21 protein-coding genes are annotated in these 25,830 nt (G+C 53.3%); 10 read left to right on the plus strand and 11 right to left on the minus strand.

The window, feature by feature from the left end; all coding sequences use genetic code 11:
• The first annotated feature begins 76 nt into the window (after positions 1 to 76).
• Positions 77 to 1,075, plus strand: coding sequence for a class 1 fructose-bisphosphatase (gene fbp, locus OGY33_RS23915; RefSeq protein ID WP_003830390.1), 999 nt, complete (start codon positions 77 to 79; stop codon positions 1,073 to 1,075).
• 76 nt (positions 1,076 to 1,151) lie between these two features.
• Here fbp and OGY33_RS23920 read toward each other — a convergent pair whose 3' ends face one another.
• The 5 genes from OGY33_RS23920 to ytfQ all read right to left on the minus strand — a co-directional run bounded on the left by OGY33_RS23920 (position 1,152) and on the right by ytfQ (position 6,954).
• Entirely contained in the window at positions 1,152 to 2,264 is a 1,113-nt protein-coding gene (locus OGY33_RS23920; protein WP_008786037.1) for a methyl-accepting chemotaxis protein, read from the minus strand.
• 103 nt (positions 2,265 to 2,367) lie between these two features.
• Complete coding sequence (gene yjfF / locus OGY33_RS23925; protein WP_048215066.1) at positions 2,368 to 3,369, minus strand: galactofuranose ABC transporter, permease protein YjfF; 1,002 nt, start codon at positions 3,367 to 3,369, stop codon at positions 2,368 to 2,370.
• Positions 3,356 to 4,378 carry a galactofuranose ABC transporter, ATP-binding protein YtfT gene (gene ytfT, locus OGY33_RS23930; protein ID WP_003830397.1) on the minus strand — a complete coding sequence of 341 codons (1,023 nt, stop codon included), beginning with the start codon at positions 4,376 to 4,378 and terminating at the stop codon, positions 3,356 to 3,358. The genes yjfF and ytfT overlap by 14 nt, the downstream gene beginning before the upstream one ends.
• A 13-nt stretch (positions 4,379 to 4,391) precedes the next feature.
• Positions 4,392 to 5,894 (minus strand): galactofuranose ABC transporter, ATP-binding protein YtfR, encoded by a 1,503-nt coding sequence (gene ytfR / locus OGY33_RS23935; RefSeq protein ID WP_191238908.1) that lies wholly within the window; start codon positions 5,892 to 5,894, stop codon positions 4,392 to 4,394.
• Between the two features lie 103 nt (positions 5,895 to 5,997).
• Positions 5,998 to 6,954 (minus strand): galactofuranose ABC transporter substrate-binding protein YtfQ, encoded by a 957-nt coding sequence (ytfQ, locus tag OGY33_RS23940; RefSeq protein WP_137371447.1) that lies wholly within the window; start codon positions 6,952 to 6,954, stop codon positions 5,998 to 6,000.
• A gap of 309 nt (positions 6,955 to 7,263) precedes the next feature.
• Between ytfQ and ppa the strand changes: the two genes are divergently transcribed.
• The 3 genes from ppa to OGY33_RS23955 all read left to right on the plus strand — a co-directional run bounded on the left by ppa (position 7,264) and on the right by OGY33_RS23955 (position 11,155).
• Positions 7,264 to 7,791, plus strand: coding sequence for an inorganic diphosphatase (ppa, locus tag OGY33_RS23945; RefSeq protein WP_003025726.1), 528 nt, complete (start codon positions 7,264 to 7,266; stop codon positions 7,789 to 7,791).
• 199 nt (positions 7,792 to 7,990) lie between these two features.
• Positions 7,991 to 9,061 carry a 7-bladed beta-propeller protein YncE gene (gene yncE / locus OGY33_RS23950; protein WP_149607494.1) on the plus strand — a complete coding sequence of 357 codons (1,071 nt, stop codon included), beginning with the start codon at positions 7,991 to 7,993 and terminating at the stop codon, positions 9,059 to 9,061.
• Positions 9,062 to 9,145: 84 nt separating this feature from the next.
• Positions 9,146 to 11,155, plus strand: coding sequence for a TonB-dependent receptor domain-containing protein (locus OGY33_RS23955; RefSeq protein WP_060682839.1), 2,010 nt, complete (start codon positions 9,146 to 9,148; stop codon positions 11,153 to 11,155).
• A 57-nt stretch (positions 11,156 to 11,212) separates the two neighbouring features.
• On the opposite strand, the gene OGY33_RS23960 is transcribed toward OGY33_RS23955, so the two are convergent.
• From OGY33_RS23960 to tamA, 3 genes are read right to left on the minus strand one after another with little or no spacing between them, the layout of a single operon-like run.
• Positions 11,213 to 11,557 (minus strand): gamma-glutamylcyclotransferase family protein, encoded by a 345-nt coding sequence (locus tag OGY33_RS23960; RefSeq protein ID WP_003025723.1) that lies wholly within the window; start codon positions 11,555 to 11,557, stop codon positions 11,213 to 11,215.
• Between the two features lie 2 nt (positions 11,558 to 11,559).
• Complete coding sequence (tamB, locus tag OGY33_RS23965) at positions 11,560 to 15,336, minus strand: autotransporter assembly complex protein TamB (protein WP_191238909.1); 3,777 nt, start codon at positions 15,334 to 15,336, stop codon at positions 11,560 to 11,562.
• Positions 15,333 to 17,066: an autotransporter assembly complex protein TamA gene (tamA, locus tag OGY33_RS23970; RefSeq protein ID WP_003025718.1), complete on the minus strand. Its 1,734-nt coding sequence runs from the start codon at positions 17,064 to 17,066 to the stop codon at positions 15,333 to 15,335. The genes tamB and tamA overlap by 4 nt, the downstream gene beginning before the upstream one ends.
• 212 nt (positions 17,067 to 17,278) lie before the next feature.
• Between tamA and msrA the strand changes: the two genes are divergently transcribed.
• Both msrA and paeA read left to right on the plus strand, forming a co-directional pair.
• Entirely contained in the window at positions 17,279 to 17,917 is a 639-nt protein-coding gene (gene msrA, locus OGY33_RS23975; RefSeq protein ID WP_003830412.1) for a peptide-methionine (S)-S-oxide reductase MsrA, read from the plus strand.
• 272 nt (positions 17,918 to 18,189) lie between these two features.
• Complete coding sequence (gene paeA / locus OGY33_RS23980; protein ID WP_003025713.1) at positions 18,190 to 19,530, plus strand: polyamine export protein PaeA; 1,341 nt, start codon at positions 18,190 to 18,192, stop codon at positions 19,528 to 19,530.
• 66 nt (positions 19,531 to 19,596) lie between these two features.
• On the opposite strand, the gene OGY33_RS23985 is transcribed toward paeA, so the two are convergent.
• The gene (locus OGY33_RS23985) at positions 19,597 to 19,803 is read right to left on the minus strand and encodes a DUF1107 domain-containing protein (protein WP_003025710.1); all 207 of its coding nucleotides are present in this window, start codon (positions 19,801 to 19,803) and stop codon (positions 19,597 to 19,599) included.
• Positions 19,804 to 20,131: 328 nt separating this feature from the next.
• On the opposite strand from OGY33_RS23985, the gene OGY33_RS23990 reads away from it, so the two are divergent.
• On the plus strand, positions 20,132 to 20,689 hold the full coding sequence (locus tag OGY33_RS23990; protein ID WP_048215073.1) for a YtfJ family protein: 558 nt from the start codon (positions 20,132 to 20,134) through the stop codon (positions 20,687 to 20,689).
• On the opposite strand, the gene cysQ is transcribed toward OGY33_RS23990, so the two are convergent.
• Positions 20,679 to 21,419: a 3'(2'),5'-bisphosphate nucleotidase CysQ gene (cysQ, locus tag OGY33_RS23995; protein WP_008786026.1), complete on the minus strand. Its 741-nt coding sequence runs from the start codon at positions 21,417 to 21,419 to the stop codon at positions 20,679 to 20,681. The two genes, OGY33_RS23990 and cysQ, sit on opposite strands and share 11 nt — an antisense overlap.
• 188 nt (positions 21,420 to 21,607) lie before the next feature.
• Between cysQ and cpdB the strand changes: the two genes are divergently transcribed.
• Positions 21,608 to 23,551, plus strand: coding sequence for a 2',3'-cyclic-nucleotide 2'-phosphodiesterase (gene cpdB / locus OGY33_RS24000; RefSeq protein WP_191238910.1), 1,944 nt, complete (start codon positions 21,608 to 21,610; stop codon positions 23,549 to 23,551).
• Between the two features lie 47 nt (positions 23,552 to 23,598).
• On the opposite strand, the gene OGY33_RS24005 is transcribed toward cpdB, so the two are convergent.
• Positions 23,599 to 23,979, minus strand: a complete 381-nt coding sequence (locus tag OGY33_RS24005; RefSeq protein ID WP_032934267.1) for a winged helix-turn-helix transcriptional regulator — start codon at positions 23,977 to 23,979, stop codon at positions 23,599 to 23,601.
• A 90-nt stretch (positions 23,980 to 24,069) separates the two neighbouring features.
• Between OGY33_RS24005 and OGY33_RS24010 the strand changes: the two genes are divergently transcribed.
• On the plus strand, positions 24,070 to 24,918 hold the full coding sequence (locus OGY33_RS24010) for an SDR family oxidoreductase (RefSeq protein ID WP_149607491.1): 849 nt from the start codon (positions 24,070 to 24,072) through the stop codon (positions 24,916 to 24,918).
• Positions 24,919 to 24,999: 81 nt separating this feature from the next.
• Positions 25,000 to 25,824, plus strand: coding sequence for an AraC family transcriptional regulator (locus tag OGY33_RS24015; RefSeq protein WP_032944272.1), 825 nt, complete (start codon positions 25,000 to 25,002; stop codon positions 25,822 to 25,824).
• Positions 25,825 to 25,830: the final 6 nt, after the last annotated feature.

Raw genomic sequence — 25,830 nt, forward strand, 5'->3', positions numbered from 1 at the left:
CCTAAGCGCAGCAATGGAAATATTTGTTAATATTGTTGCGGTCGCTTTACTCCACATAAATTGCAGGGAAAGTGTTATGAAAACGTTAGGTGAATTTATTGTCGAAAAGCAGCACGAGTTTTCTCATGCTACCGGTGAGCTCACTGCTTTGTTGTCGGCAATAAAGCTGGGCGCCAAGATCATCCACCGCGATATCAATAAGGCCGGTCTGGTCGATATCCTGGGTGCCAGCGGTGCTGAGAACGTGCAGGGAGAGGTTCAACAAAAACTCGATCTGTTCGCGAACGAAAAACTGAAAGCTGCACTGAAGGCGCGCGACATTGTGGCGGGCATTGCCTCAGAAGAAGAAGATGAAATCGTCGTCTTTGAAGGCTGTGAACACGCTAAATACGTTGTGCTAATGGATCCGCTGGATGGCTCATCCAACATCGATGTTAACGTCTCTGTCGGTACGATTTTCTCTATTTATCGCCGCGTAACCCCAGTCGGCACACCGGTTACGGAAGAGGATTTCCTGCAGCCGGGCAACAAGCAGGTTGCTGCAGGTTACGTTGTTTATGGTTCTTCCACCATGCTGGTGTATACCACCGGCTGTGGCGTACATGCCTTCACCTACGATCCTTCTCTGGGCGTATTCTGCCTCAGCCAGGAACGTATGCGCTTCCCGGCGAAAGGCAGCACGTACTCCATTAACGAAGGTAACTACATCAAATTCCCGAACGGCGTGAAGAAGTACATTAAATTCTGCCAGGAAGAAGATAAGCCAACCCAGCGCCCGTATACCTCGCGCTACATTGGCTCTCTGGTTGCGGATTTCCATCGCAATCTGCTGAAAGGCGGGATCTACCTGTACCCAAGCACCGCCAGCCACCCGCAAGGGAAACTGCGTCTGCTGTATGAATGCAACCCGATGGCCTTCCTGGCCGAGCAGGCGGGCGGCAAAGCCAGCGATGGCAAAGAACGCATTCTGGATATCACCCCAGAAAGTCTGCACCAGCGCCGTTCCTTCTTCGTGGGTAACGACCATATGGTTGAAGATGTAGAACGCTTTATCCGCGAGTTCCCGGACGCGTAATTATTTTTCATCGCACGGACGTAGGCCGGATAAAACGCGTAGCGTTGCCATCCGGCCTACAAAATCCATCGTCTGCTTACGCTTTCTGTAGCTTAAATACGGCCATTGCTTCGATTAGCGCTGAAGACTGCTCTTCCAGCGAGCGGGTAGCCGCTGAAGACTGCTGTACCAGCGCCGCGTTTTGCTGCGCCGTTTCATCCATCTGAATCACCGCGATATTCACCTGCTCTATGCCGCGACTCTGTTCCTGGGACGCACTGGCAATTTCACGCATCAGTTTGGTCATACGCATAACCTCGGTCGCGATTTCATCCATGGTTTCGCCCGCCTGCTGCGCCAGCTCGCTGCCTTCCCCCACATGGGTGTGCGAATCGCTGATTAGCGTACGGATCTCTTTGGCCGCCTCGGCGCTGCGGCTGGCCAGATTACGCACTTCACCAGCCACAACCGCAAAGCCCCGCCCCTGCTCACCAGCCCGCGCCGCTTCAACGGAAGCATTGAGCGCCAGAATATTGGTCTGGAAAGCAATGCCATCAATCACGCTGAGGATGTCGGCGATTCGGCTGGAACTTCCGGAAATATCGCGCATTTTCTCGATCACATAGCATACCATTTCGCTACCGCGATCGGCGGTATCCGACACCGATTTTGCCAGTTGGTGCGCCTGTTCCGCGTTCTGCGCATTCTGTTTCACCGTCGCCGTGAGTTCTTCCATGCTGGCGGCGGTCTGCTCCAGCGAAGTGGCTGTCGATTCAGTGCGTTGCGCCAGGTGCTGGTTACCGGCCGTCAGTTCACGACTGCCAATATCAATTTGCGAGCTGGCATCGCGTACGCGCTGTACCGAGTCGCCCAGCGCATGGCGCATGTCATCCATTGCCGCGTTCAGGCGGTTGAATTCGGCGCTGGCCGACAACGCGGTAACCGGCGACAAATCCCCCGTTGCCAGACGTTCCAGTTGCTCAACCATGTTATCCAACGGTTTGAGAAACTTATTTCGCAGCATAAACCAAATGACCGCCAGCAATGCGATAGCAGCCAACATTGCAGCGCTCATAATACCGTGATAAATCAAAGAGGTAATGACACGGGTAGACGCATATAGCCCCATGCCACCGGTCAGTAACAGAAGGAACGTCAGCAGAGACAATAACACCAACAAACTTGATCGAATTGAAAGGGATTTTGGCATCGTTATATTTCCGGTTGTAGGGTTAAAACAGACCTGTACAGAACCTATCGACTACAACCGGAAAAAGTTTAGGTATTTAAATGTTTTGTGCAAAATCAGGATGTTACTTTGGTGTTGCCGCCGTACCCACTCGGGTAACCGGCGAGCTTTGACGATTTTCCCAAAGCACCGTCAGACCGCGTTGTAACGCTATAAAAATAAACAATAAAATGCCAATCGCGATCTTCGTCCACCAGGAACTTAATGTGCCGTCAAAATTAATGTAGGTCTGGATCAGCCCCTGAATAGCGACGCCAAACAACGTCCCTAACACTGTACCGACCCCACCGCTGAGCAGCGTTCCACCAATCACAACTGAGGCTATCGCATCCAGTTCGACGCCAACGCCCGCCAGCGCATAGCCCGCCTGGGTGTAAATGGAAAAGACAATGCCGGCAAGCGTCGCAAGCCCGGTAGACAGCATATAAATGCGGATGGTGGTGCTGCGGGTTGAGATGCCCATCAGGTTGGCAGAAGTGGCGTTGCCGCCAATCGCGTAAACCTGATTACCAAAGCGCGTACGGTGCGCCAGGAATATGCCGATGACGACAACCGCCAGCATCAGCAATCCCATCGCGCTCAGGCGACCACCGCCGGGAATTTTCCATGCCAGGCTTGAGAGCATGTCATAAACCGGATGGTTAATTGGGATGGATTCTTCTGAGACCAGATAGCTGACGCCGCGCAGGAAGAACATTCCCGCCAGAGTGATAATAAATGCTGGGATCTTCAGCGCATCAATCAGTAACCCCATAAACGCACCAAACGCGCAGCCCATCAGCAAAACCAAAGGGAACGCCAGCAGCGGGGAAATACCCCAATAGCCAATGGCCTTCGCCAGAAATACGCCGGTAAAGGCGATCACCGAGCCAACGGAAAGGTCGATCCCGCCAGAGAGGATCACGAAGGTCATGCCCACGGCAATAATGCCCAGAAAGGCGTTATCGGTCAGGATATTGCAAATGACCCGGGTGGAAGCAAAAGCGGGAAACTGCGTCAGGCAGTAGAGATAACCCAGCACAAACACGCCGAGGGTGATCATCAGCGGTAAATTACGTTTTATCATGACCACGCACTCCTTTTATCAGGCTGATAAAGCGTTGTGACTGCACGACCAGCACACACAACACCACCACGGCTTTGACCACCTGATTCAGTTCCGGCTGGAAGCCCGACAGCAGAATCCCGGTGTTCATGCCCTGAATAATCAATGCGCCTACCACCGACAGCAGCAGGTTAAAGCGCCCGCCCATCAGCGACCCGCCGCCGATAACCACCGCCAGGATGGCATCCAGCTCCAGCCATAATCCGGCGTTATTGGCATCCGCCCCGCGAATGTCCGCCGTGACGATAATGCCAGCGATAGCCGCGCACAGGCCGCTCAGCACATAGGTGAGCATCACGATAATGCGGGTGTTCACCCCGGCGTTTTTTGCCGCACGAATGTTGATACCCACCGCTTCGATAAACATACCCAGCGCCGTTTTCCGCGTCAGCAGCCAGAACACCACCAGCGTGAGCAGTGCAATAATTACCGGCGTAGGGAACAGTAAGAGCGAGCCGCTGCCAAACCATGACAGTTCGGGCGAGTTAAAGGTGACGATCTGCCCGGAGGTGATAAGCTGCGCCACCCCGCGCCCGGCCACCATCAGGATTAGCGTGGCGACAAACGGTTGGATCTTGAGGATGGCCACCAGAATCCCATTCCACAGCCCAGCCAGAATGCCGGAGCCTAAGGCGGCAAGCAGCACTACCGGCAGACTGTGCCCGGCCACCGTCATCGCCGCGGTAGTGGCGCCAGCAATAGCCATGACGGCCCCCACGGAAAGGTCGATGCCACCGGTTGCAATCACCAGCGTCATACCAATCGCCAACAGCGCCACGGGCGCGGCACGGTTGAGAATATCAATCGGGCTACCGAACAGCCGACCATCCTGCAAAATCACCTGGTAGAAATGCGGGGCGACCAGGCTATCCACCAGCAGCACCAGCAGTAACGCCACCAGCTGTGGCATCCCCTTTGGCCAACGGAACCGCCGTTTAGACGGATTGGATTGAGGGAGAGATTGAGGCATCACCATAGTCTCCTTAGGCCGCAATGGCGTTCATGATCGCCGGTACGGACAGTTCAGCCAGGGGGATCTCGGCCACCTGTTTGCGATCGCGCATAATAATGACCCGATCGGCATAGCCCACTAACTCTTCCAGTTCGGATGAAATGACCAGCAGCGCCAGACCATCCGCGCACAGCGTTTCGATCAGGCGAATGATCTCCGCATGCGCGCCAACGTCGATCCCACGCGTGGGTTCATCGAGGATCAGGAACTGCGGTTTGGTCAGTAACCAACGCGAGAGCAGTACTTTTTGCTGATTGCCGCCGGAGAGAAATTCGATCGGCTGCTCAGCGTTCGGAGTACGAATACCAAGCTGGCGGATAAAACGCTCGGCAATCTCGTTTTGCTCTTTCCGGGGAATAGGCCGCAGCCAGCCGCGCTGTGCCTGCAATGCCAGAATGATGTTTTCCCGCACCGAAGCGGCGGCAATAATGCCATCCGTTTTGCGATCCTCCGGACAGAAACCGATCCCCAGACACGAAGCCTGATGTGGCGATCGCAAGGTCTGCGGTTTGCCTTTGATCAGCGCAGTACCGCTGTCGGCGGGTTTAATACCGAAGATCACCTCCGCCGTTTCCGTTCGCCCGGATCCCAGTAGTCCGGCGAGACCGACGATCTCACCGGGACGCACCTGTAGATCAAATGGCGCGATGGTGCCTTTTTTGCCAAAGCCGCTGAATGCCGCCACCGGTTTATCACTCAGCAACGTGCGGCCCGCACGCTGTAGCGCATGGGTATCCAGTTCACGGCCCAGCATCATTTTGACCAGTTCGATCTGAGGCAGTTCTCGGGTTTCACGGCAGCCAACGAAGCCGCCGTTACGCAGAACGGTAATGCGATCGCTGACCTGATAAACCTGATCGAGAAAGTGGGTGACGAAGATCAGACTGACGCCCCGATCGCGCAGATGTCGCATCAGGCCAAACAGCATTTCAACTTCCTGGGTATCGAGGCTGGCGGTGGGTTCATCGAGGATCAGCACTTTCGCGGAGAGATCGATCGCCCGACAGATGGCGACGATTTGTTGCATCGCCACGGAAAAGCGGTTCAGCGGCTCGCGCACGTCAAGGGAAAAACCGTATGACGCCATCAGTTCCGTCGCGCGTTTTTCCATCTGCTTGCGCTGAAGCAGGCCAAAACGCCGCGGTTCACGACCAATAAATAAGTTATCGGCAACCGACATATTGGGCAGCAGGTTCACTTCCTGGTACACGGTGCCAATCCCCAGTTGTTGGGCATGGGCGGTGTTTTTGGGGGTGATCGGTTGGCCTTCGAGCCAGATAGTGCCGCGATCGGCATGGTAAACGCCGGTCAGCGCTTTGATGAGCGTCGATTTGCCAGCTCCGTTTTCTCCCAGCAGCGCCATAATCTCGCCACGACGCAAACTGAAATCCACGTTATCCAACGCTTTGACGCCGGGAAAGAATTTGCTTAATCCTTCGGTGCGGAGGATTTCCTGATGTTGGTCGGTGGTCATGGTTCCCCCTGCATCACGCCGGATGGCGCTACGCTTATCCGGCCTACAAAAGAGCGTAATGTAGACCGGGCAAGCGCAGCGCCCCCGGCATTTTCATGAAGGCTTAGTAGCCCATGTTTTTCTTCTTCTCTAACTCTTCTTTTGCCGTATCCGGCAGATAGAGGATCGACTTGGTAATGGTCAGCTTCTCAGGCATCGTGCCGTCTTTTTTAAATTTCTCCAGCGCGTCGAATGCCGGGCCAGCCATATTTGGCGTCAGTTCGACGCTGGCGTTGGCTTCGCCGTCAATCATCGCTTTGTAGATATCCGGTACGCCATCGATAGAACCGGTGAGAATATCTTTGCCAGGTTTCAGGCCCGCTTCTTTGATCGCCTGAATCGCACCGATCACCATGTCATCGTTGTGGGCGTAAACCATACAGATGTTCTTGCCGTTGTTTTCCGCTTTGATAAAGCTCTCCATCACTTCTTTCCCTTTACTGCGGGTGAAGTCACCGGACTGAGAGCGAATAATTTTGATGTTTGGCGCATTAGCGATAGCTTCAGCAAAGCCTTTCTTACGATCGATCGCCACGCTGGCCCCAACGGTCCCTTGCAGCTCAACGACGTTACACGGCTTGCCATCCACTTGTTTAATCAGCCAGTCGCCGATCAATTTACCTTCCAGCACGTTGTCGGCGGTGACGGTGGTCATATAGAGAGATTTGTCTTTTACATCGATGGAACGATCGAGCAAAAAGACCGGAATGTCGGCATCTTTAGCTTCTTTTAACACCGGCTCCCAACCCGTTGCCACGACCGGCGCAATAAAGATGGCGTCGACGCCCTGCGCAACAAATGAGCGGACTGCTTTAATCTGGTTTTCCTGCTTTTGCTGGCCGTCAGCGATTTTCAGCGTAATTCCCCGCTTTTCGGCCTCGCTTTTCGCGACGTTGGTTTCTGCGGCGCGCCAGCCGGATTCAGAGCCAACCTGCGAAAATCCTACGGTTAAAGGGGCTGCTATTGCCATAGACGACATGGCTGCCGAAACTGCTGTGACTATAAGTAAGCGCTTCCACATAAGTGCGTCCTCGTAGGGTGATTATTGTTGGTTAATAAACCGTCGCGAAAAAACTATAGACAATTGAGCATGTAACGGATTGCGTTACATCACACTTCAAAAAAGTAAATAAAACGTTAATCACAACTTTGTAATCGCTTTCATCTCACTATGAAAAATGCGGCTGAAGATATGGATTTTTCTGTCACGAGAGAGAGGTAAAAAGAAGAAAATGCACGCAGAGAAAGCGAAAACAAGCGGAGACATTCCGCGCGAGTTGGCTATAATACCCGCCACTTGTTTGCCATAGCTTATTTAAAGGAAACAGACATGAGCTTACTCAACGTCCCTGCCGGTAAAGACCTGCCGGAAGATATCTACGTTGTTATCGAGATCCCTGCGAACGCAGATCCGATCAAATACGAAGTTGACAAAGAGAGCGGCGCCCTGTTCGTTGACCGCTTCATGTCCACCGCGATGTTCTATCCGTGCAACTACGGTTACATCAACCACACCCTGTCTCTGGATGGTGACCCGGTAGACGTTCTGGTCCCGACTCCGTACCCGCTGGAGCCAGGTTCAGTGATCCGTTGCCGTCCGGTTGGCGTACTGAAAATGACCGACGAATCCGGTGAAGATGCGAAACTGGTTGCGGTACCGCACACCAAGCTGAGCAAAGAATACGATCACATCAAAGATGTGACCGACCTGCCGGAACTGCTGAAAGCGCAGATCACCCACTTCTTCGAACACTACAAAGATCTCGAAGCGGGCAAATGGGTGAAAGTTGACGGTTGGGACAACGCTGAAGCTGCTAAAGCTGAAATCGTTGCTTCCTTCGAGCGCGCGAAGAAGTAAGTTCGCGTTAGCGTAAAGCCCTGAACGCCAGCCCCTGGTTAGTAAGGGTTTTTTAATTTCTACTTTCTTTTCCCCCTCCCCTTCGCTGTTTTCTTTTTGACCTACCAGATTGGGTAGTCACATTTCATTTATCTTAATTGCGAATGAGATTAGATCTCATTATCATTCTCAGCATGTAAATAAATGTGAATAAAAGTCAATGAACCTCCACAATGTGAAGTCCCTGAAACGCTATTCCTGCGTGGCTCTCGCCACAGCACTGTTATTTACCAGCCTGTCCAGCGTGGCGCAGACGCTACCTGAGCAAGATTTTCTGACCCGCGACGTTGGCAACGGCGTGTATGAACTGGCGGTTGATAGCCAGCAGAATGCGCTTTTTGCTGCCTCGTCGCCGTCGTTTGATAAAGATAAAACCAGCGGGCTTATCTATAAACTCGATCTGGAGAAACTCACCACGACTGAAGTTATCGAAACCAGCCGTCGTGCCTTTGCCACTGCCCTGGATGCAGAAAACCAGGTGCTGTATGTCGGCAACACGCTGGAGGGTTCGGTCACGCTCATTGATACCCGCAGCGGTAAAGAGCTGGCGATACTGCAACTGAGCGAAGCCAAAAACCCGAAAGAAATTGTCCATACCCGCGAAATGGTGCTCGATAAACAGCATCACCGCCTGTACGTTTCCGGCGTGGCTGAAAAGGGTATTGTCTGGGTGGTGGATACGCAAAAGCGCGAGAAAATCGCCACCCTTGAAAACATGGGCCAGTATCCGACCGGCATGGCCGTAGATGCCAATAAGAACCGCCTGTATATCGTAAATGGCCGCAACGAACTTATTACGCTGGATACCACTAACCATCAAATTATTAACCGCTTTAGTATTGAGCCAGGCAAAAAACATTTTTTCCTGAATATTGCTTTGGATGCAAAAAATAATCGCGCATTCCTGACCGATCCTGATTTAGCGGATGTACTGGTTGTTGATATTAATACCGGTAAGGTTATTGCGCCCATTAAGGTTATCAACTCGCTGGCAGTGATATATAACGAAAATCGCAAGGAAGTGTATATCACCCACCGTAATGCAAAGCGCATCAGCATTGTGGACAGCAAAACTTATCAGGTAAAACAAAGCATTGAAACCAATGCGTTACCTAACAGCCTGGCGCTCTCGTCTGATGCCAACACTCTGTATGTCAGCGTCAAACAGCCGGAAAAAACGGCAGGTGTGAAGCCCGATTACGTGCTGAAAATCGACCTCTCCAAATATTAATAATTAAAAACGCTTCTGACACCTTGCAGCTTTTCTGGGCTGCAAGGTGATGCTTTTATTTTTTACTTTTCAGGTGTCTATATTATGAAAACGCGTCAACTTATTACGCTGACAGGGATCGTTGCATTCTCAGGCGGTGTTATTTTCCCCACTCAGGCAGAAGAACTCACCGAAACCTCACGCAATAGCGAAGATGAAATGGTGATCACCGCATCCGGGTTCTCGCAGCAAAAGCGCGAAGCGCCGGCCACCATTTCCGTTATCGATCGTAAAACGCTGGATATTCAGCCGGACCGTAGCATTGGTGAAGCGATTAAAAACCTTCCTGGCGTCTCGGTCACCAACAGCAGCGGTATGAACGCTGGCAGCATTATGATTCGCGGCATGGACCCGTCCTATACCGCGTTTATGGTCAACAGCGTCAAACAAAATACCGGTGAATCTCGCCCTTACGGACATGACATCGGTACTGAAGCCAACTTCTTACCGCCGATGGAGGCCATTGAGCGTATCGAAGTTATCCGCGGGCCCATGTCCTCGCTGTACGGCTCAGATGCCATCGGCGGTGTGGTCAACGTGATTACCAAAAAACCGTATGGCGCAAAAGAGTGGACGACGGCAATTGCCGCCAATACCTGGCTTCAGGAACACCAGTATTTGGGTAATACCAGCCAGATGAATCTGTTTACCATGGGGCCGATTGTGCCCGATGTTCTCGGCCTTAGCGTAGCGGCCGACTGGCTCGACCGTCGCGATGACGATCGCAATAACTATTTCGGCAAACACAACCGTAAATCCGTTGATATGACGCTGGGCCTGGCCGCTAGCGAAAATAACCTGTTCGACCTCAATGTGGTCACCGGTGAGCAGGAGAAAAACCGTACCCAGAAGCGCGGCGCGCCGTGGTCATGGCTGTTCGATCGTAACGCCGCCACCTTAACGCATACCGGCTGGTATGCCGACGACACCATTGCAACGACCAACTACATAAACTATGAAAAAGGCCGTTCGAAGTACGTTTATGACGGCCAGTCGCCGCAGTATGTACAGATGGAGAACTACGTCGCTAATTCGCAAACCACCTTCACGCTCGACAACCATAAACTGACCGTTGGGGCGAATTTCACCCGCGAAGAGCTGAATGACCGCTTTGATGTGGCCAACAAAACGCTGCCCGGATCTGAGCCAGTGACAAAAATCAGCCGTAACGGTTGGGCATTGTTTGCTGAAGACGGCTGGAGCATTGACGACTTTATCCTGACTACATCAGCGCGTATGGACCAGGATGATAACTTTGGCACACATATTACGCCGAAAATGTACGGTAACTGGGCCTTCAGCAATGACTGGGCGCTGAAGGGCGGCGTTTCCGCTGGTTATAAAAAACCTGAGCTGCGTGCGACATCCAGCGACTTTGTCACCCCATACGGCTCGACCGTACCTTATCCCTTCCTGACCGTCGGTAACGACGATCTGAAACCAGAACAAAGCGTTAACTCTGAGCTGGGCCTCTACTGGACGGGGAATGCGCTGTCACTGGATAGCACCGTCTTCTATACGCAGTTCAAAGACAAAATTGCTGAACAAACCATTTGCGAAACTACATCGACGAATCAGTGCTCCGTGAATGGCTACAAGGCGGACTCCGTCAGTAAATACTTCAACGTCAGCAAGGCGGACGTGTACGGCATAGAACTGAATGCCGACTGGCAGATTAGCGCCGATGTAAAAGCCAACGCTAACTACACCTGGAACCATAGCGAACAGAAAAGCGGCGTAAACAAAGGCTACGCGCTCAACGATTACCCGCGCCATATGGCGAACCTGTCGCTGAGCTGGGCGGCAACGCAGAGTCTGGACGTATGGAGTACGGTGAATTACCGCAGCAGTAACCGCAACAGCGGCAATAACTATAAGTACGATGACTACACGATGGTCGACGTAGGCGTACGTTATAAGCTCAATAAGCACACGCAGCTGATGGCAGGGATCTACAACGTGCTGGATGAAGATCCGAAACTGACGACTGCATGGAATGAATCCGCGCAGGTGGAAGGACGCCGCTATAACCTCGGCGCGCGTGTGGAGTTTTAAGCCTTTAATAAACAACGCCACCCGAAGGCGGCGTTGTTTATTCTGGTAGACGATATATCAGTACTGGTCTCTGTCTAACCAGTTACCGCTTTCAATCAGCGTTAAGCCATCAACCGGACGTTGGTACACGTACATCCATGCACTTCCGTACGGCGTTTGAATTAACTGGCGTGCGTATTCACCGCCGCGGGTACGCAGAGCGTCAAGCTCTGCCAGCGTGGCGTTATCAATACGATAAACTTCCCCGTGTACTGTTCCATTTCCCGGAACCGCGCCTGGATAGTGGCCCAGGCTGTACAACTGGTAGTTATCGATACTGAAATTTCCCAGCAACAGGGCATTGGTCATCCAGTGGCTGTTGCCTTGTTTGGTTCGTAAACTGCCGTAGACAAATATTCGCATTGCTAAAACTCGAACTGATAGAGCAAATCAAGTGCCTGATCTACGCCAGACACTGCTTCCAGATATAGCTTAGGCATCAGACGATAACGTAGCGTGAGTGTCGCTAAGGAGTCAAATATACCCACACCATATTTCACCTGCAGACCTGGCAGTACGTATCCGCTGACAACCACCTGAGATGAGTCGCCCACCCCTTGCGTGTCCAGTGCCAGATTGCTTACGCCAAATGTCTCCCCGATTTTACCCACAACCTGACCACTTTGTGCAACCCCCAGACCAATAAGCATTGAAGTCATCGCTGCGCTATCGCTCTGTTCGCTATCCAGCCCTTGTCCACGTAGCAGGTAGGAAAGCGCCATTTGCTGCGACATTGCCGGGTCGGAGAAGATCTCCGCCTTCGGTTCATCGGCGGTACCGGTGACGCGAACGCCAGCGATCACGTCGTCTTCGGTGGCATCTGGGTTACGAATCGCTTCGATGTTGAGCAACGGCTGATCCGGCGGACCGGAGAACAACAGCTCGCCCTTACGCACAATCAGATCCTGACCATAGGCGTGGAAGCGACCGCTCGGGATATTAATTTGCCCGTTAAGCCCCAGACCTTGCTTATCCTGCACCACTTTCAGATCGCCCGTCAGACGCGCTTTCAGACCAAAGGCGTCAAGACGCACGTTGTTACCGACGTGGATGTTCAGGTTGCTGTTGATCGGAATACCGGCGGTCTGCGGTTTCTCCGGCTGCAGATTGTTGTTAAGCATAACCATATCGCTGGAAACCCCAACCGCGCTTTCCGGCAGGTCATGTACCACGATACGCGCCCACGGCACATCCACGTTGCCATCGAGAGTAAACAGGCTCGGCGTGGCTTCAAAGACCACGTCCGGCGATACGTCGAGGCGGACCATCGGCGGTACGGTAATACGTACCCTGCTGCCTTTAGCCGCGACACGCGCCCGCCAGTTGTCTATCTGACTCCAGTCGGCATCGCCGCTCAGGTTAATTTCGCCCTGCTGCGTACGCACCACGCCCGCCAGCGTTGAGCGTGTTCCGGTGAAGTTAACGGCTAACTGGCTTGGCTGCATGTCAAACGGCATGAAGTTACCGTCGATATCCAGACCACTCAGTTGCAGCTGTCCGAGCAACTGCGGGCTTTGCACATCGCCGCCCAGCCGCAGGTTGGCGTTGATCATCCCTGCCGCTTTTTCACCGCGCGAGAAGATGGGGTTCACCATCGCCAGATTGAAGTTGCGAATATTGACGTTACCGCCCAGATTACGACGCCCTTGCGGGTCCGTTACCTGCACCTGTCCGTCAAACTGCCCGTTGTTGGTCAGACGAATCAGCCAGCCCAACTCGGCACGGTTATTGTGCAGGTCGGCGGTCAGATTCAGCGTTTCAAACGCCACGGGGAGCGGGGCATCATTCACGCTTTGCGTGACCTTGACGTTACGTCCGCTCAGGGTGACCTGCCCCTGTGGCAGCCCCTCTTTGGTAGTGTCCCAGCTCACATCAGCTTTGCCGGTGAACACTCCGCTGGCCTGGGTTGTCTCCGGCATAAACGGTTTTAGCATAGCCAGGTCGAAGCGGTTAAGATTCACCACCGCGCGACCTTCTGCACCGGCATCAATGGTTTGTGGTACGCACAGCTCCGCATTCGGGTTGTTCCAGCAGTGTGGCCCGATACTAATTTTCTGTTCCTGATTACGATAATCCAGCGCGATAGCCCGGTTGAGCGACCACGGACCGACCGGCGTCTGGAAGCGGGTATTGCTTAACTCCCCTTTCCAGCGCTGTTCTTTGCGATCAAAGCTCCCGGCAAGATCCAGTTGCCCGGAAACCGGCTCACCCTGAATACGTAACTGCAGTTCATGCTGCTTTTCACTGCCTTTGGCGTTGAGCGTTACCAGACCAATATTCACGTCAGGTTGTACAATTCGCTCTACGCGAACGTTGAGATTACCGGCGATTTGCTCGGCCGATTTCACATCGCCTTCGACGCGCACCTGAGCAACGGAAAGTTCCTGCCAGCGCAGACCACGGGCGGTAATATCCGCCAGCAGCTGTGGTGCTTCAACCGTACCGCGAACTTTTACCAGCCCTTTCGCCGTACCGCCCAGCCCCGGCAGCGCGTTATCCAGGCTTGGGGCATCAATCGTCGCGTCGAGGTTGAGGTCTTTAACCCCCAGCTCGCCTTTTACGTCCGCACTGTTGCGTCCCAGCTCCAGATGCAGGCCCGGAATCGTCCACTGCAGGTAGCTGTTCCCCTTCAGCGAACCGTTCACATTGACCTTGTTCTGCTTCACGTTGCCGGTCAGCTTCAGCTCCGGAACCTCCATCTGCCAGCTTCCGCCGTACAGACTGCCGCGCGTTTTCACCAGGCCATTCAGTTTTGACGGCCAGTCCGGGATCGCTTTCGCGGTATTGATACCATCCAGCGTTAGCTCCCCGCGCCAGCTGATCGCCTGCTGCCAGTCCACCAGCGCTTTCAGCTCAGTTTTCCCTTCCAGCGCCGCAACGCTGAGTTTGTCGAGATTGATCTGCTGCTCGTTGCCTTTGGCGTCCAGCGTGATAGTAGCTGGAGGAATATCCTGACCTTTCACGGCGGTACGCATCGACAGCGTATAGTCGGTCATCTTGCCGGTCAGTTTGAGCTTGATGTCATCGGCCTGGAACTGTTTGTCACCGGTAAACGGCCAGTAAACCTGCTTACTCACCACCTCAATGTTGAGCGGCAATCCGGCTTCCGCCAGACGCGTCTGCGCACGCAGGTCCATATCCACCGGACCAGACAGATTGACGCCGACTTCCAGCTGTTCGCGCAGCGCGCCGCCAACCTTCAGCTTCACCTTTTCGCCTTTTAATGGATCGACGTTCAGCGTGCTGTTGAGGGTAATATCCACCGGCCATGTGTTGGTGAGCTGCGCCGTACCGCTGGCTTTTACCGTTCCCTGATTCGAGTCGATATCCAGCGCGTCGAGCTTCATGTTGCCGTCAATGCTGCTCACTTTCAGCAGCATGCTATGTACTGTTAAATCCGTATCCCCGGTCACACGCAGCTGCTCGCCGCGAAACTCTTCAATATTGAGATTGAGCGGCAGATGGACATCGGTCATTTCCGGCAGTACCGGCTTTGAGAACAGATCTTTTAGCGTTTCCCCGAGCGGCTTTTCATCCGGCTGCGGGTTTTGAATCTTCGGTTCGACAACCTCTTCCTGTGCCACTTCCGCCACTTTAGGCAGAGCAATCAGCAGCCCCTGTAATGACGTTGGCTTCAACGTCAGCGTTTTTTCCTGCCAGTTCAGGCCAGAGGTAAAATCCAGCACTGAAACCGTGGTGTCATCGATTTTGATATTGATGTTGTTCAGCGCCACGCGCGAAAGCGTGATGGGGTAAGGCGTGGAAAGATTAAGCGGACCGCTCTCTTCTTCCTCAACCGGCGCTGAGGGCGGCATTTTTTTGCTGTCGATCGCCACGTTGATGTTTTTCAGCGCCAGATCGTTGACGCACAAGCTGCTGTCCCACAGACAGTTAAGCCCCACGGCCAAATGCACTTCACCAGCATTCACCGCCACGCCAGGCTGGTCGTAGCGAATATTTTTCAGTGATAGATCCCGCCAGCCGCCGGTGACCTGACCAATTTCCAGACCTGGAACCCACCGATTAGCTGCTTTGAAGATCAGATGCAGGCCCGAGGTGGTACCGACGAGGAACGCCACCGTGCCTAACAACAGCAGGATAAATACCAGCACGCCGAGGCTTATCTTCTTCCATAAACTCATAATTCAGGCCCCAGACCGATGTAAAACTGTAAACCATGTTCATCTTTGTCGCCGACCGGGACGGCAAAGTCGAGCTTGATAGGTCCAACCGGCGATTGCCAGCGTACGCCGACCCCGGCACCGGTTTTGAAATCGCTTCGGCGAATGTCGCTGACCGCTTCACCGCTATCGACAAACATCGCCCCCCACCATTTACCGGTCACGTTGTACTGGTATTCCAGCGAGCCGGTTGCCAGCTTGGAGGCCCCTTTCAGCTTGCCGTCGCTGCCTTCCGGCGAAATAGATTTGTATTTATAGCCGCGAATACTGCGATCGCCCCCGGCAAAGAAACGCAGGTCCGGCGGCACTTTGTCGAAGTCGCCGGTTTCAATCCAACCGAGATTACCGCGCATCACAAAACGATGCCTGTCGTACAGCGTGCGGATCCAGACGTTTTGCGCCTGGAAGACGGAGAAATCAACATCTGAACCCCAGGCGGTGTTCGAGTAATCAATAGAGTAGCGCTGGGAATCGCCCCAGACAGGCATCAGGCCGCCGCGTGAACGCGTCCGGCTGATCATCACGCCCGGATAGAGCAGCATAGTGGTGTTGGTGACGTTACCCTGCGTAAAGTGGTCGAGGCTCCAGCGCAGGTTAATCGCGCGCTGCCAGCCGCTGGAGAGGTCCCAGTAACGGGAAACCGCAAGCGTTGTGGAATCCTGCTCGGTGTCGTTTAAATCGGTACGCTTAAAGCCGCCCTGTACCAGGTAATACTGCTCCAGCGGGTTCTTTAACAGCGGCATTTTATAGCTGAAATCAAGCACCTGCTCTGGCGCCGAGATACTGGCGCTGGTCGTCAGGCTGTGCCCGTAGGAGTTCATCCACGGCTTTTTCCACGAGGTCTTCACCCGTGGCCCGACGTCAGTTGAATAACCGACCCCGGTTTCGATAGTGTTTTCGGTTCGCGGTGAGACCACGCCTTTCAGCGGCAGCACCTTGGTTTTGCGGGCTTTATCAAATTCTGGCGCGACAACCACAGAATTAAACCATCCGGTCGCCGACAGACGACGGTTCAGTTCGCCCAGATCTTTCGACTCGTACTCTTCACCTTCTTTAAAGGGCACCAGATTTTGCAGATACTCATCGCGAATTTGCGAGCCTTCAAAGGTGACATGCCCAAAGCGATAGCGTTCGCCGCTGTTGTAATCGATATCCCAGAACGCCTGGCGGCGCTCAAGCGCTATCCCGAGCTGGCTTTTATTAAATTCACTGTCGAAATAACCTTTACGCAGCGCCACGCTGGTGAGTGACTTTTTGAAGTTGTCATAGTCCCCCTGATTCAGCACGGTGCCGATTGCCGGGCGCGTTTTCAGCAGATCCAGATAATCTTTATCCGTACGCGCGCCACCGCGCAAAATCACCTCAGTGCCACCAATCAGCACCGGCTCGCCGGGGGTCACTTTGGCAATCAGCACCTGGCGGCCTTTTGCCGGTGGCGGGCGCAGCTCAAAATCGATGGTCGGCTCAAAGTAGCCCAGCGCTTTTAGCCCTTCGCGGATGGCATCATCAACGCGCGCACGAAAGCGTCGGTCTGGAGTGACTTCATCACTTTGAATCGTGGACAGCTGCGCACGGACGTTTTTCTCCAGCGGTCCTGATAATCCTTCGACCTGTAAGCGAACATTCGCGGCGGCGGCGGAGCCACTTAAGCACAGTAATCCCACCCAACATAACTGACGGATATGTGGCACATTTTCTCCTGAATATCCTTTTTTCCCACCCCTGGAAAAAAATACTATGCCGTTCCTCGGCTTAACAAAAAATCAACAATAAGAGTTGAAAAACAGACGACAACCCAAATATTTCTTATGTTTAACTCTAGACGTATTCACGCCGTTTATTGTGGGCAAAGACGCGTCTCGTTACAACCTTAACCCAAATGACTGATTTCGGGAGAACGGCCATGAGTTTATTTGATAGAAAGCATCTTGTTACTCAAGCAGATGCGCTACCTGGACGCAACACCCCGATGCCAGTGGCAACGCTGCATGCGGTTAACCAACATTCGATGACCAACGTGCCCGACGGTATGGAGATAGCTTATTTCGCCATGGGATGTTTCTGGGGCGTTGAGCGTTTATTTTGGTCATTGCCAGGGGTCTACAGCACAGCGGCCGGGTACACCGGCGGCTACACCCCAAACCCAACCTATCGTGAAGTGTGTTCTGGCGATACCGGGCATGCCGAAGCGGTACGCATCGTCTATGACCCGCATGTTATCAGCTACGAACAACTGCTGCAGGTGTTCTGGGAAAATCACGACCCGGCTCAAGGCATGCGTCAGGGGAACGACCAGGGCACGCAGTATCGCTCCGCCATTTACCCGTTAACGCCGGAACAAACCGCCGCCGCACAGGCCAGCCTTGAACGTTTTCAGGCAGCAATGACCGCCGCAGGCGACGAGCGCACCATTACCACGGAAATCACTACGGCAACCCCGTTCTATTATGCCGAGGACGATCACCAGCAGTATCTGCACAAAAATCCTTACGGATATTGTGGCATTGGTGGTATTGGTGTTTGCCTGCCCCCACAAGGATAATTTCCCCCTCTGGCGACTTTACAGTACCTTACGCTATACTAGCTTCTGAATTTACCGGCTCACTTCCACGAGCCGGTTTTCAATGAATATTCCATTGGATTTATACTCTAAGGATTTCGAGTTGCAGGCAGGCGGCAAACTCGTGAATTCCCAGGAGCATAGAGAACTATGTGACTGGGGTGAATGAGTGCAGCTAACGCACCTGCAGCTTGAAAGACGACGAGTATCAACTTCTCCCTTCCGAGGATCTGACCCGAACGGTCGGATAAGATATGTTAAACAGTATTTTAGTCATTCTCTGCCTGATCGCCGTGAGTGCGTTTTTCTCGATATCTGAGATCTCGCTTGCTGCATCACGCAAAATAAAACTTAAACTGCTTGCCGATGAAGGCAACGTAAACGCACAACGTGTTTTGAAGATGCAGGAAAACCCCGGCATGTTTTTTACCGTCGTGCAAATTGGCCTTAACGCGGTCGCCATTCTCGGCGGTATCGTCGGTGATGCAGCATTCTCTCCGGCGTTTTACAGCCTTTTCTCGAAGTACTTCGCTCCAGAGCTGTCCGAACAGTTAAGCTTTATTCTGTCGTTCTCGCTGGTTACTGGCCTGTTCATCCTGTTCGCGGATTTAACCCCGAAACGCATCGGTATGATTGCGCCAGAAGCTGTGGCTTTGCGTATCATCAACCCGATGCGCTTCTGCCTGCTGGTCTTCCGCCCGCTGGTGTGGTTCTTTAACGGTCTGGCAAACAACATTTTCCGTCTGTTTAAGATCCCAATGGTGCGTAAAGACGACATCACCTCGGACGACATTTACGCCGTGGTCGAAGCGGGTGCGCTGGCGGGTGTTCTGCGCAAGCAGGAGCATGAGCTGATTGAAAATGTATTCGAACTGGAATCCCGTACCGTCCCGTCTTCAATGACCTCGCGCGAGAATATTATCTGGTTCGATCTCCATGAAGATGAGCAAAGCCTGAAGAACAAGGTGGCGGAACATCCGCACTCCAAATTCCTGGTGTGTAACGAAGATATCGACCACATCATTGGTTATGTTGATTCAAAGGATCTCCTCAACCGCGTACTGGCGAACCAAAGCATGGCGCTGAACAGCGGCGTACAGATCCGCAATACGCTGATCGTCCCGGACACGCTGACGCTCTCTGAAGCGCTGGAAAGCTTCAAAACCGCAGGCGAAGACTTTGCCGTCATCATGAACGAGTACGCGCTGGTGGTGGGGATTATCACCCTCAACGACGTTATGACGACGCTGATGGGCGATCTGGTAGGTCAGGGTCTGGAAGAGCAGATTGTGGCACGTGATGAAAACTCATGGTTAGTCGACGGCGGTACACCGATTGATGACGTAATGCGCGTGCTGGATATCGATGAGTTCCCGCAGTCCGGCAACTATGAAACCATCGGCGGTTTTATGATGTTCATGCTGCGTAAAATCCCGAAACGCACCGACTCGGTGAAGTATTCAGGTTACAAATTTGAAGTGGTGGATATCGATAACTACAAGATCGATCAGCTGCTGGTGACGCGTCTGGACAGTAAACCTACCGTTCTGGTACCAAAACTGCCAGATGCAAAAGAAGAGGCAAAGGCGTCTTAACGCCTTACAGAAACATCAACGGCTCCCATCAGGAGCCGTTTTTTTAACTACTGCATAGCACTTTGATCAAGCCATCTCAGTTTGCAGACGCAAGACCTGACGGTTAACTTCGGACATCACGGAAAAATGCAGTTTGTCCTTCACTTTTGGGATAAGAATCTTACCCTTATCAAATTCAAAAGCGCCTACATCCTTGATATATAACCGTCCACGAAACAGGATCTTCACGTACTTCGCCACCTGCAGCGGGTTGTATCGTTGGAAAATTTTCATTGTTGTCTCCTGCTGAGCATTACGCCTTTGCGGTACCACAATCGGTCCGACAATCCTCAGGCGCAAATTTTAATGCCCTATGACTATAGACTATCTCGTTGATGTTTCCAGCGTGTATAAGTTTATTTACCTTCAAGTTACAATTATTCAGAATTATCTTTTCAACGCTTCGCTGTCTTCAGTATAAGCCTTCATTTTTCGCAGGATTTGTGCGCCCGTCCGCAAACTGGCATCGCGCTTGCGGGAAAAAGCATCATTCGCACATATGATTAAATTCCAGACCCAAGTGGTCGGATCACCTGCAAAATAAAAGAAAGAAGGAAAACCTATGACCTTACGAAAACTGCTGGCGCTGTCGTGCCTGCTACTGCCGATGATTGCCTCCGCACATAAGTTTGAGACTGACCAGCGCGTACCGCCGGTGGGGATCGCCGATCGTGGCGAACTGATTCTCGATAACGATAAGTTTAGCTACAAAAGCTGGAATAGCGCGCAGTTGCCAGGCAAAGTGCGAATTGTGCAACACATTGCCGGACGCACCTCCGCCAAAGAGAAAAATGCGACGCTGATCGAGGCAATCAAAGCCGCCAACCTGCCGCACGACAAATACCAGACCACCACTATTGTCAACACGGATGACGCCATTCCCGGCTCCGGTATGTTTGTGCGCAGCAGTCTGGAGAGCAATAAGAAGCTCTACCCGTGGTCGCAATTCATTGTCGACAGCAATGGCATTGCGCGTAAAGCCTGGCAACTGGATGAAGAGAGCTCCGCTATCGCCGTACTCGACAAGGACGGACGCGTGCAGTGGGCAAAAGATGGCGCATTAACGCAGGAAGAGGTGCAGCAGGTAATTGCCCTGCTGCACAAATTACTCAGTAAATAGAGACGCGGAAGCCGGGGTTGAGGAACGATTCACGTGGGGTGTAATCCAGAGGTTTCCCCTGCCAGTCGTGAACGTGCGCTCCGGCTGCGGCTGCAACGGCATGGCCAGCGGCGGTGTCCCACACGTTGGTTGGCCCAAAACGCGGATACAGCTGTGCGTGCCCTTCCGCCACCAGGCAGAACTTCAGCGATGAGCCAATCGACGTGGTCTGGTGCTCACCCAACTGTTGCAGATATTCTTTTAACTCATTGTCGGCATGCGAGCGGCTAATGACCACCAGCGGCGGACGCGCGTCACGAACCTGAATTTGTTTGCGTACGCCGCACTCTTCTTTCCACGCTTTACCTTCTGCTGCGCTGTACATCACTTTCATTACCGGCGCGTAAACCACGCCCAGAACCGGCTTTCCTTTCTCGATCAGCGCAATATTGACGGTAAATTCACCGTTACGCTTAATGAACTCTTTGGTCCCGTCCAGCGGGTCCACCAGCCAGTAGCGCTGCCAATGCTGGCGAACATCCCAGCCAGGAGGCGCCTCTTCAGACAGAACCGGAATATCCGGCGTCAGCGCCAGTAATCCTTCGAGGATCACCGTATGTGCGGCGATATCTGCCGCCGTGACCGGAGAATCATCCTGCTTGCTGGTAATCTCCATCGGTTTGATTCCATCGTAGACCTGCATAATGGCATCGCCCGCGTTCCGTGCAAGCTGGCATACATGTTCTAGCATTCTCCACCTCGTTTCTGTCAGTGGTGTTAACTCGTTGTTTTACTTATACCCGATCGTCAGGGGATCCGCCAACTGTGATAGCGTCTGCGGTTTTAAACGCTATATTCATGTCATGATTCACAGTTCTGTAAGCAAGAAGATTTATATACATTTTCTTTTGTGGCTTAGATCTTAAAAGGATGCCCCTGATGATTAAGTTTAGTGCAACGCTTCTGGCAACGCTGATTGCAGCCAGCGTCAATGCCGCGACCGTCGATCTGCGTATAATGGAAACCACTGATTTGCATAGCAATATGATGGATTTCGATTATTACAAAGATACACCGAGTGAAAAATTCGGTCTGGTACGTACGGCAAGTCTGATCAACGCTGCGCGTGGTGAAGTCAAAAACAGCGTGCTGGTTGATAATGGCGATCTGATTCAGGGCAGCCCGCTCGGGGATTACATGGCGGCCAAGGGGCTGAAAGCGGGCGAAGCTCACCCGGTATATAAGGCGCTGAATACCCTGGATTACGCGGTGGGTAACCTCGGCAACCATGAATTCAACTACGGTCTGGAGTATCTGCACAACGCGCTAGCCGGAGCGAAGTTCCCTTACGTTAACGCCAATATCATCGACGTGAAGACCAAAAAGCCGCTGTTTACGCCTTACTTGATCAAAGAAACTGAAGTGGTCGACAAGGAAGGGAACAAGCAGACGCTGAAGATTGGCTATATCGGCTTTGTTCCACCGCAGATTATGACCTGGGATAAAGCCAACCTCAGCGGCAAAGTCACGGTGAACGACATTACGGAAACTGCACGCAAATACGTTCCGGAAATGAGAGAAAAAGGCGCCGATGTTGTGGTGGTGGTTGCTCACTCCGGGCTTTCTGCCGACCCATATCAAACGATGGCGGAAAACTCCGTTTATTACCTCAGCGAAGTACCGGGCGTGGATGCCATTATGTTTGGTCACGCTCACGCCGTCTTCCCGGGTAAAGACTTTGCCAATATTAAAGGCGCAGATATCACAAAAGGTACGCTGAATGGGGTTCCTGCGGTGATGCCGGGTATGTGGGGCGATCACCTGGGCGTGGTGGATTTAGTGTTGAATAACGACAGCGGTAAATGGCAGGTCACTCAGGCGAAAGCCGAGGCGCGCCCGATCTATGACGCCGCAGCCAAAAAATCACTGGCAGCAGAAGACAAAAAAATCGTTGAGATCCTGAAAGCCGATCACGACGCCACGCGTGAGTTTGTCAGCAAACCGATCGGTAAATCCGCCGACAACATGTACAGCTATCTGGCGCTGGTACAGGATGACCCGACCGTACAGGTGGTGAACAACGCGCAGAAAGCCTATGTGGAACACTTTATTCAGGGCGATCCGGATCTGGCAAAACTGCCGGTACTTTCCGCCGCCGCGCCGTTTAAGGTCGGTGGACGCAAGAACGATCCGGCAAGCTTCGTAGAAGTCGAAAAAGGTCAGTTAACCTTCCGTAACGCCGCTGATTTGTATCTCTATCCCAACACTCTGGTGGTGGTGAAAGCCAGCGGTAAAGAGGTGAAAGAGTGGCTGGAATGTTCCGCCGGGCAGTTCAATCAGATTGATATCCACAGCAGCAAACCACAGTCGTTGATTAACTGGGATGGCTTCCGTACCTATAATTTCGACGTGATTGACGGCGTGAATTATCAGATTGATGTTTCACAACCCGCCCGCTACGACGGTGAATGTCAGACCATTAACCCGAAAGCGGAACGTATTAAAAATCTGACCTTTAACGGCAAACCAATCGATCCGAATGCCACCTTCCTCGTCGCGACCAACAACTACCGCGCCTACGGCGGTAAGTTTGCCGGAACCGGCGACAGCCACATCGCGTTTGCGTCACCAGATGAAAACCGCTCGGTGCTGGCCGCATGGATTGGTGCTGAGACGAAGCGTGGCGGTGAAATTCACCCGGCGGCAGATAACAACTGGCGTCTGGCGCCAATTCATAGCGACACACCACTGGATATTCGCTTTGAAACATCACCGTCTGATAAAGCCGCGGCATTTATTAAAGAGAAAGGCCAGTATCCGCTGAAGAAAGTCGCGACCGATGACATCGGTTTCGCTATTTATCAGCTGGATTTAAGTAAGTAATTTTCGTGCCGGATGCGGCGCAATAGCGTCTTATCCGGCCTACAAAACTACGCAGCCCGTTCGTCCCGCTGCGCTAAAACCTGCGGCAAATTCAGTTCTATCCAGTCCGCCAGCGCGGCGACTTTATCGCTCACCTGCTCACCCAACGGCGTCAGGCTATACTCCACGTGCGGCGGTACCACCGGATACGACACCCGATTGATAAACCCGTCATGTTCTAACGCTTGCAGGGATTGCGCCAGCATCTTTTCACTGACCCCGCCCATCTTACGGCGCAAATCACTGAAACGGTGCGTACCGTCGCGCAGCGCCACCAGAATCAACACGCCCCAGCGGCTGGTGACGTGTTTTAACACCTCACGGGAGGGACACTGTTCGGCAAACAAGTTGCCATCGCGTAACTGCTGGGAGAGCGTCGAAGCTGTCATTTTCATACTAACCTTTTTGTGCGTACTTACTAAAAGTAAGTTTAGGTGTTAGCGTGATTAAACACAAGACCAATACCAAGGAGTCACCCCATGATCGCAATTACCGGCGCCACCGGCCAACTGGGCCAACACGTTATTGAATCTCTGCTGAAAACCGTTCCTGCCAGCCAGATTGTGGCAATTGTGCGTAATCCCGCTAAAGCGACGGCGCTTAGCCAGCAGGGCATTACCGTTCGTCAGGCGGATTACAGCGATGAAGCCGCCTTGACGGCTGCCTTACAGGGTATCGACAAGCTACTGCTGATCTCCTCCAGCGAAGTGGGACAACGCGCCCCGCAGCATCGCAACGTGGTTAACGCAGCGAAAGCCGCGCACGTGAAATTCATCGCCTACACCAGTCTACTGCACGCCGACACCTCCCCGCTGGGGCTGGCTGATGAGCATGTGGCAACCGAGAAGATGCTGGCTGAATCCGGTATCGCCTACGCGCTGCTGCGTAACGGCTGGTACACCGAAAACTATCTCGCCAGCGCACCGGCTGCACTGGAACATGGCGTGTTTATCGGGGCTGCAGGTGAAGGCAAAATTGCCTCAGCGACCCGCGCCGACTATGCCGCTGCCGCCGCGCGCGTCATCAGTGAAGACGGTCATTCCGGTAAAACCTATGAGCTGGCGGGCGACGCAGGCTGGACCCTGAGCCAGTTGGCTGCCGAGCTGGCAAAACAGAGTGGTAAAAAAGTGGTGTATCAGAACCTGAGCGAAGCAGATTTTGCCGCCGCGCTAAAAGGTGTAGGCCTGCCTGCCGGGCTGGCGGACATGCTGGCTGACTCAGACACTGGCGCCTCCAAAGGTGGTCTGTTCGACGACAGCCATACGCTGAGCAAACTGATTGGTCGCCCGACAACCTCGTTGGCTGACAGCGTCAAAGGCATCGTGTAAGTGTTAAAAATTAGTTAATTGTGGTGGCATCCCCGCGCATCCTCTCTGATAATGACAGGATGATGCGTGGGGAGAGAAAACGTGCAAGGTGTACCTGAGCAGTTTATTGATGAGAAAGACAGCGCCCGCTTTCGCCATCTGGCGCAGGTGCCGGGCGTTGAGCTGTATCATGCACACATCTCGCGTTACGCTTTCGAGCCGCACACCCATGAAGCGTTTGGCATTGGCGCGATAGAAGCCGGAGCCGAACGTTTTCGTTATCGCGGCACGCAGTATGTTGCCCCCGCCCATTCCGTCGTCACCATGAATCCCGATGAGCTGCATACCGGCGAAGCCGAAACCGCCGACGGCTGGCGCTATCGGATGATTTACCTTGAACCCGACCTTCTGGAAGAGGTCACCGGGATCCGCCACTGGTGGTTTCATGACGTAACGCGTCACGATCCGCTGCGCTCGCGCCAGATCTGCTCGCTGATCCACGGCCTGTGGAACACGGAGGATCCGCTGGCGCAAAAAGGACTCCTACTCGATCTGATCGACACGTTCCAGCCGCTGGCCCGCCATGCGCCGGTATTGCCGGAGGGGGCGCATCGCTTTGAACGGGTACGCGAGTATCTGCATGATAATTATATGCATCCGGTCACGCTCGACGAGCTGGCGCGGGTTGCATCGCTGAGTCCCTGGCATTTTCAGCGCCAATTTAAGTCTCATTTCCACGTCACGCCGCACCAGATGCTGATGGCGATCCGGCTGTGGCGAGCCAAAGGTTTTCTCACTTACGGTATGCCCGCCGCAGAGGTCGCCGCCGCAACCGGCCTCACCGACCAGTCGCATCTCACCCGCGCGTTTACCCATCGCTACGGCATTACGCCGGTACGTTATCAGAAACAAGTCGTCCGGCGTTGATCAGCA

It is taken from the genome of Citrobacter sp. Cpo032, assembly GCF_030332975.1.
Lineage (GTDB): Bacteria > Pseudomonadota > Gammaproteobacteria > Enterobacterales > Enterobacteriaceae > Citrobacter > Citrobacter portucalensis.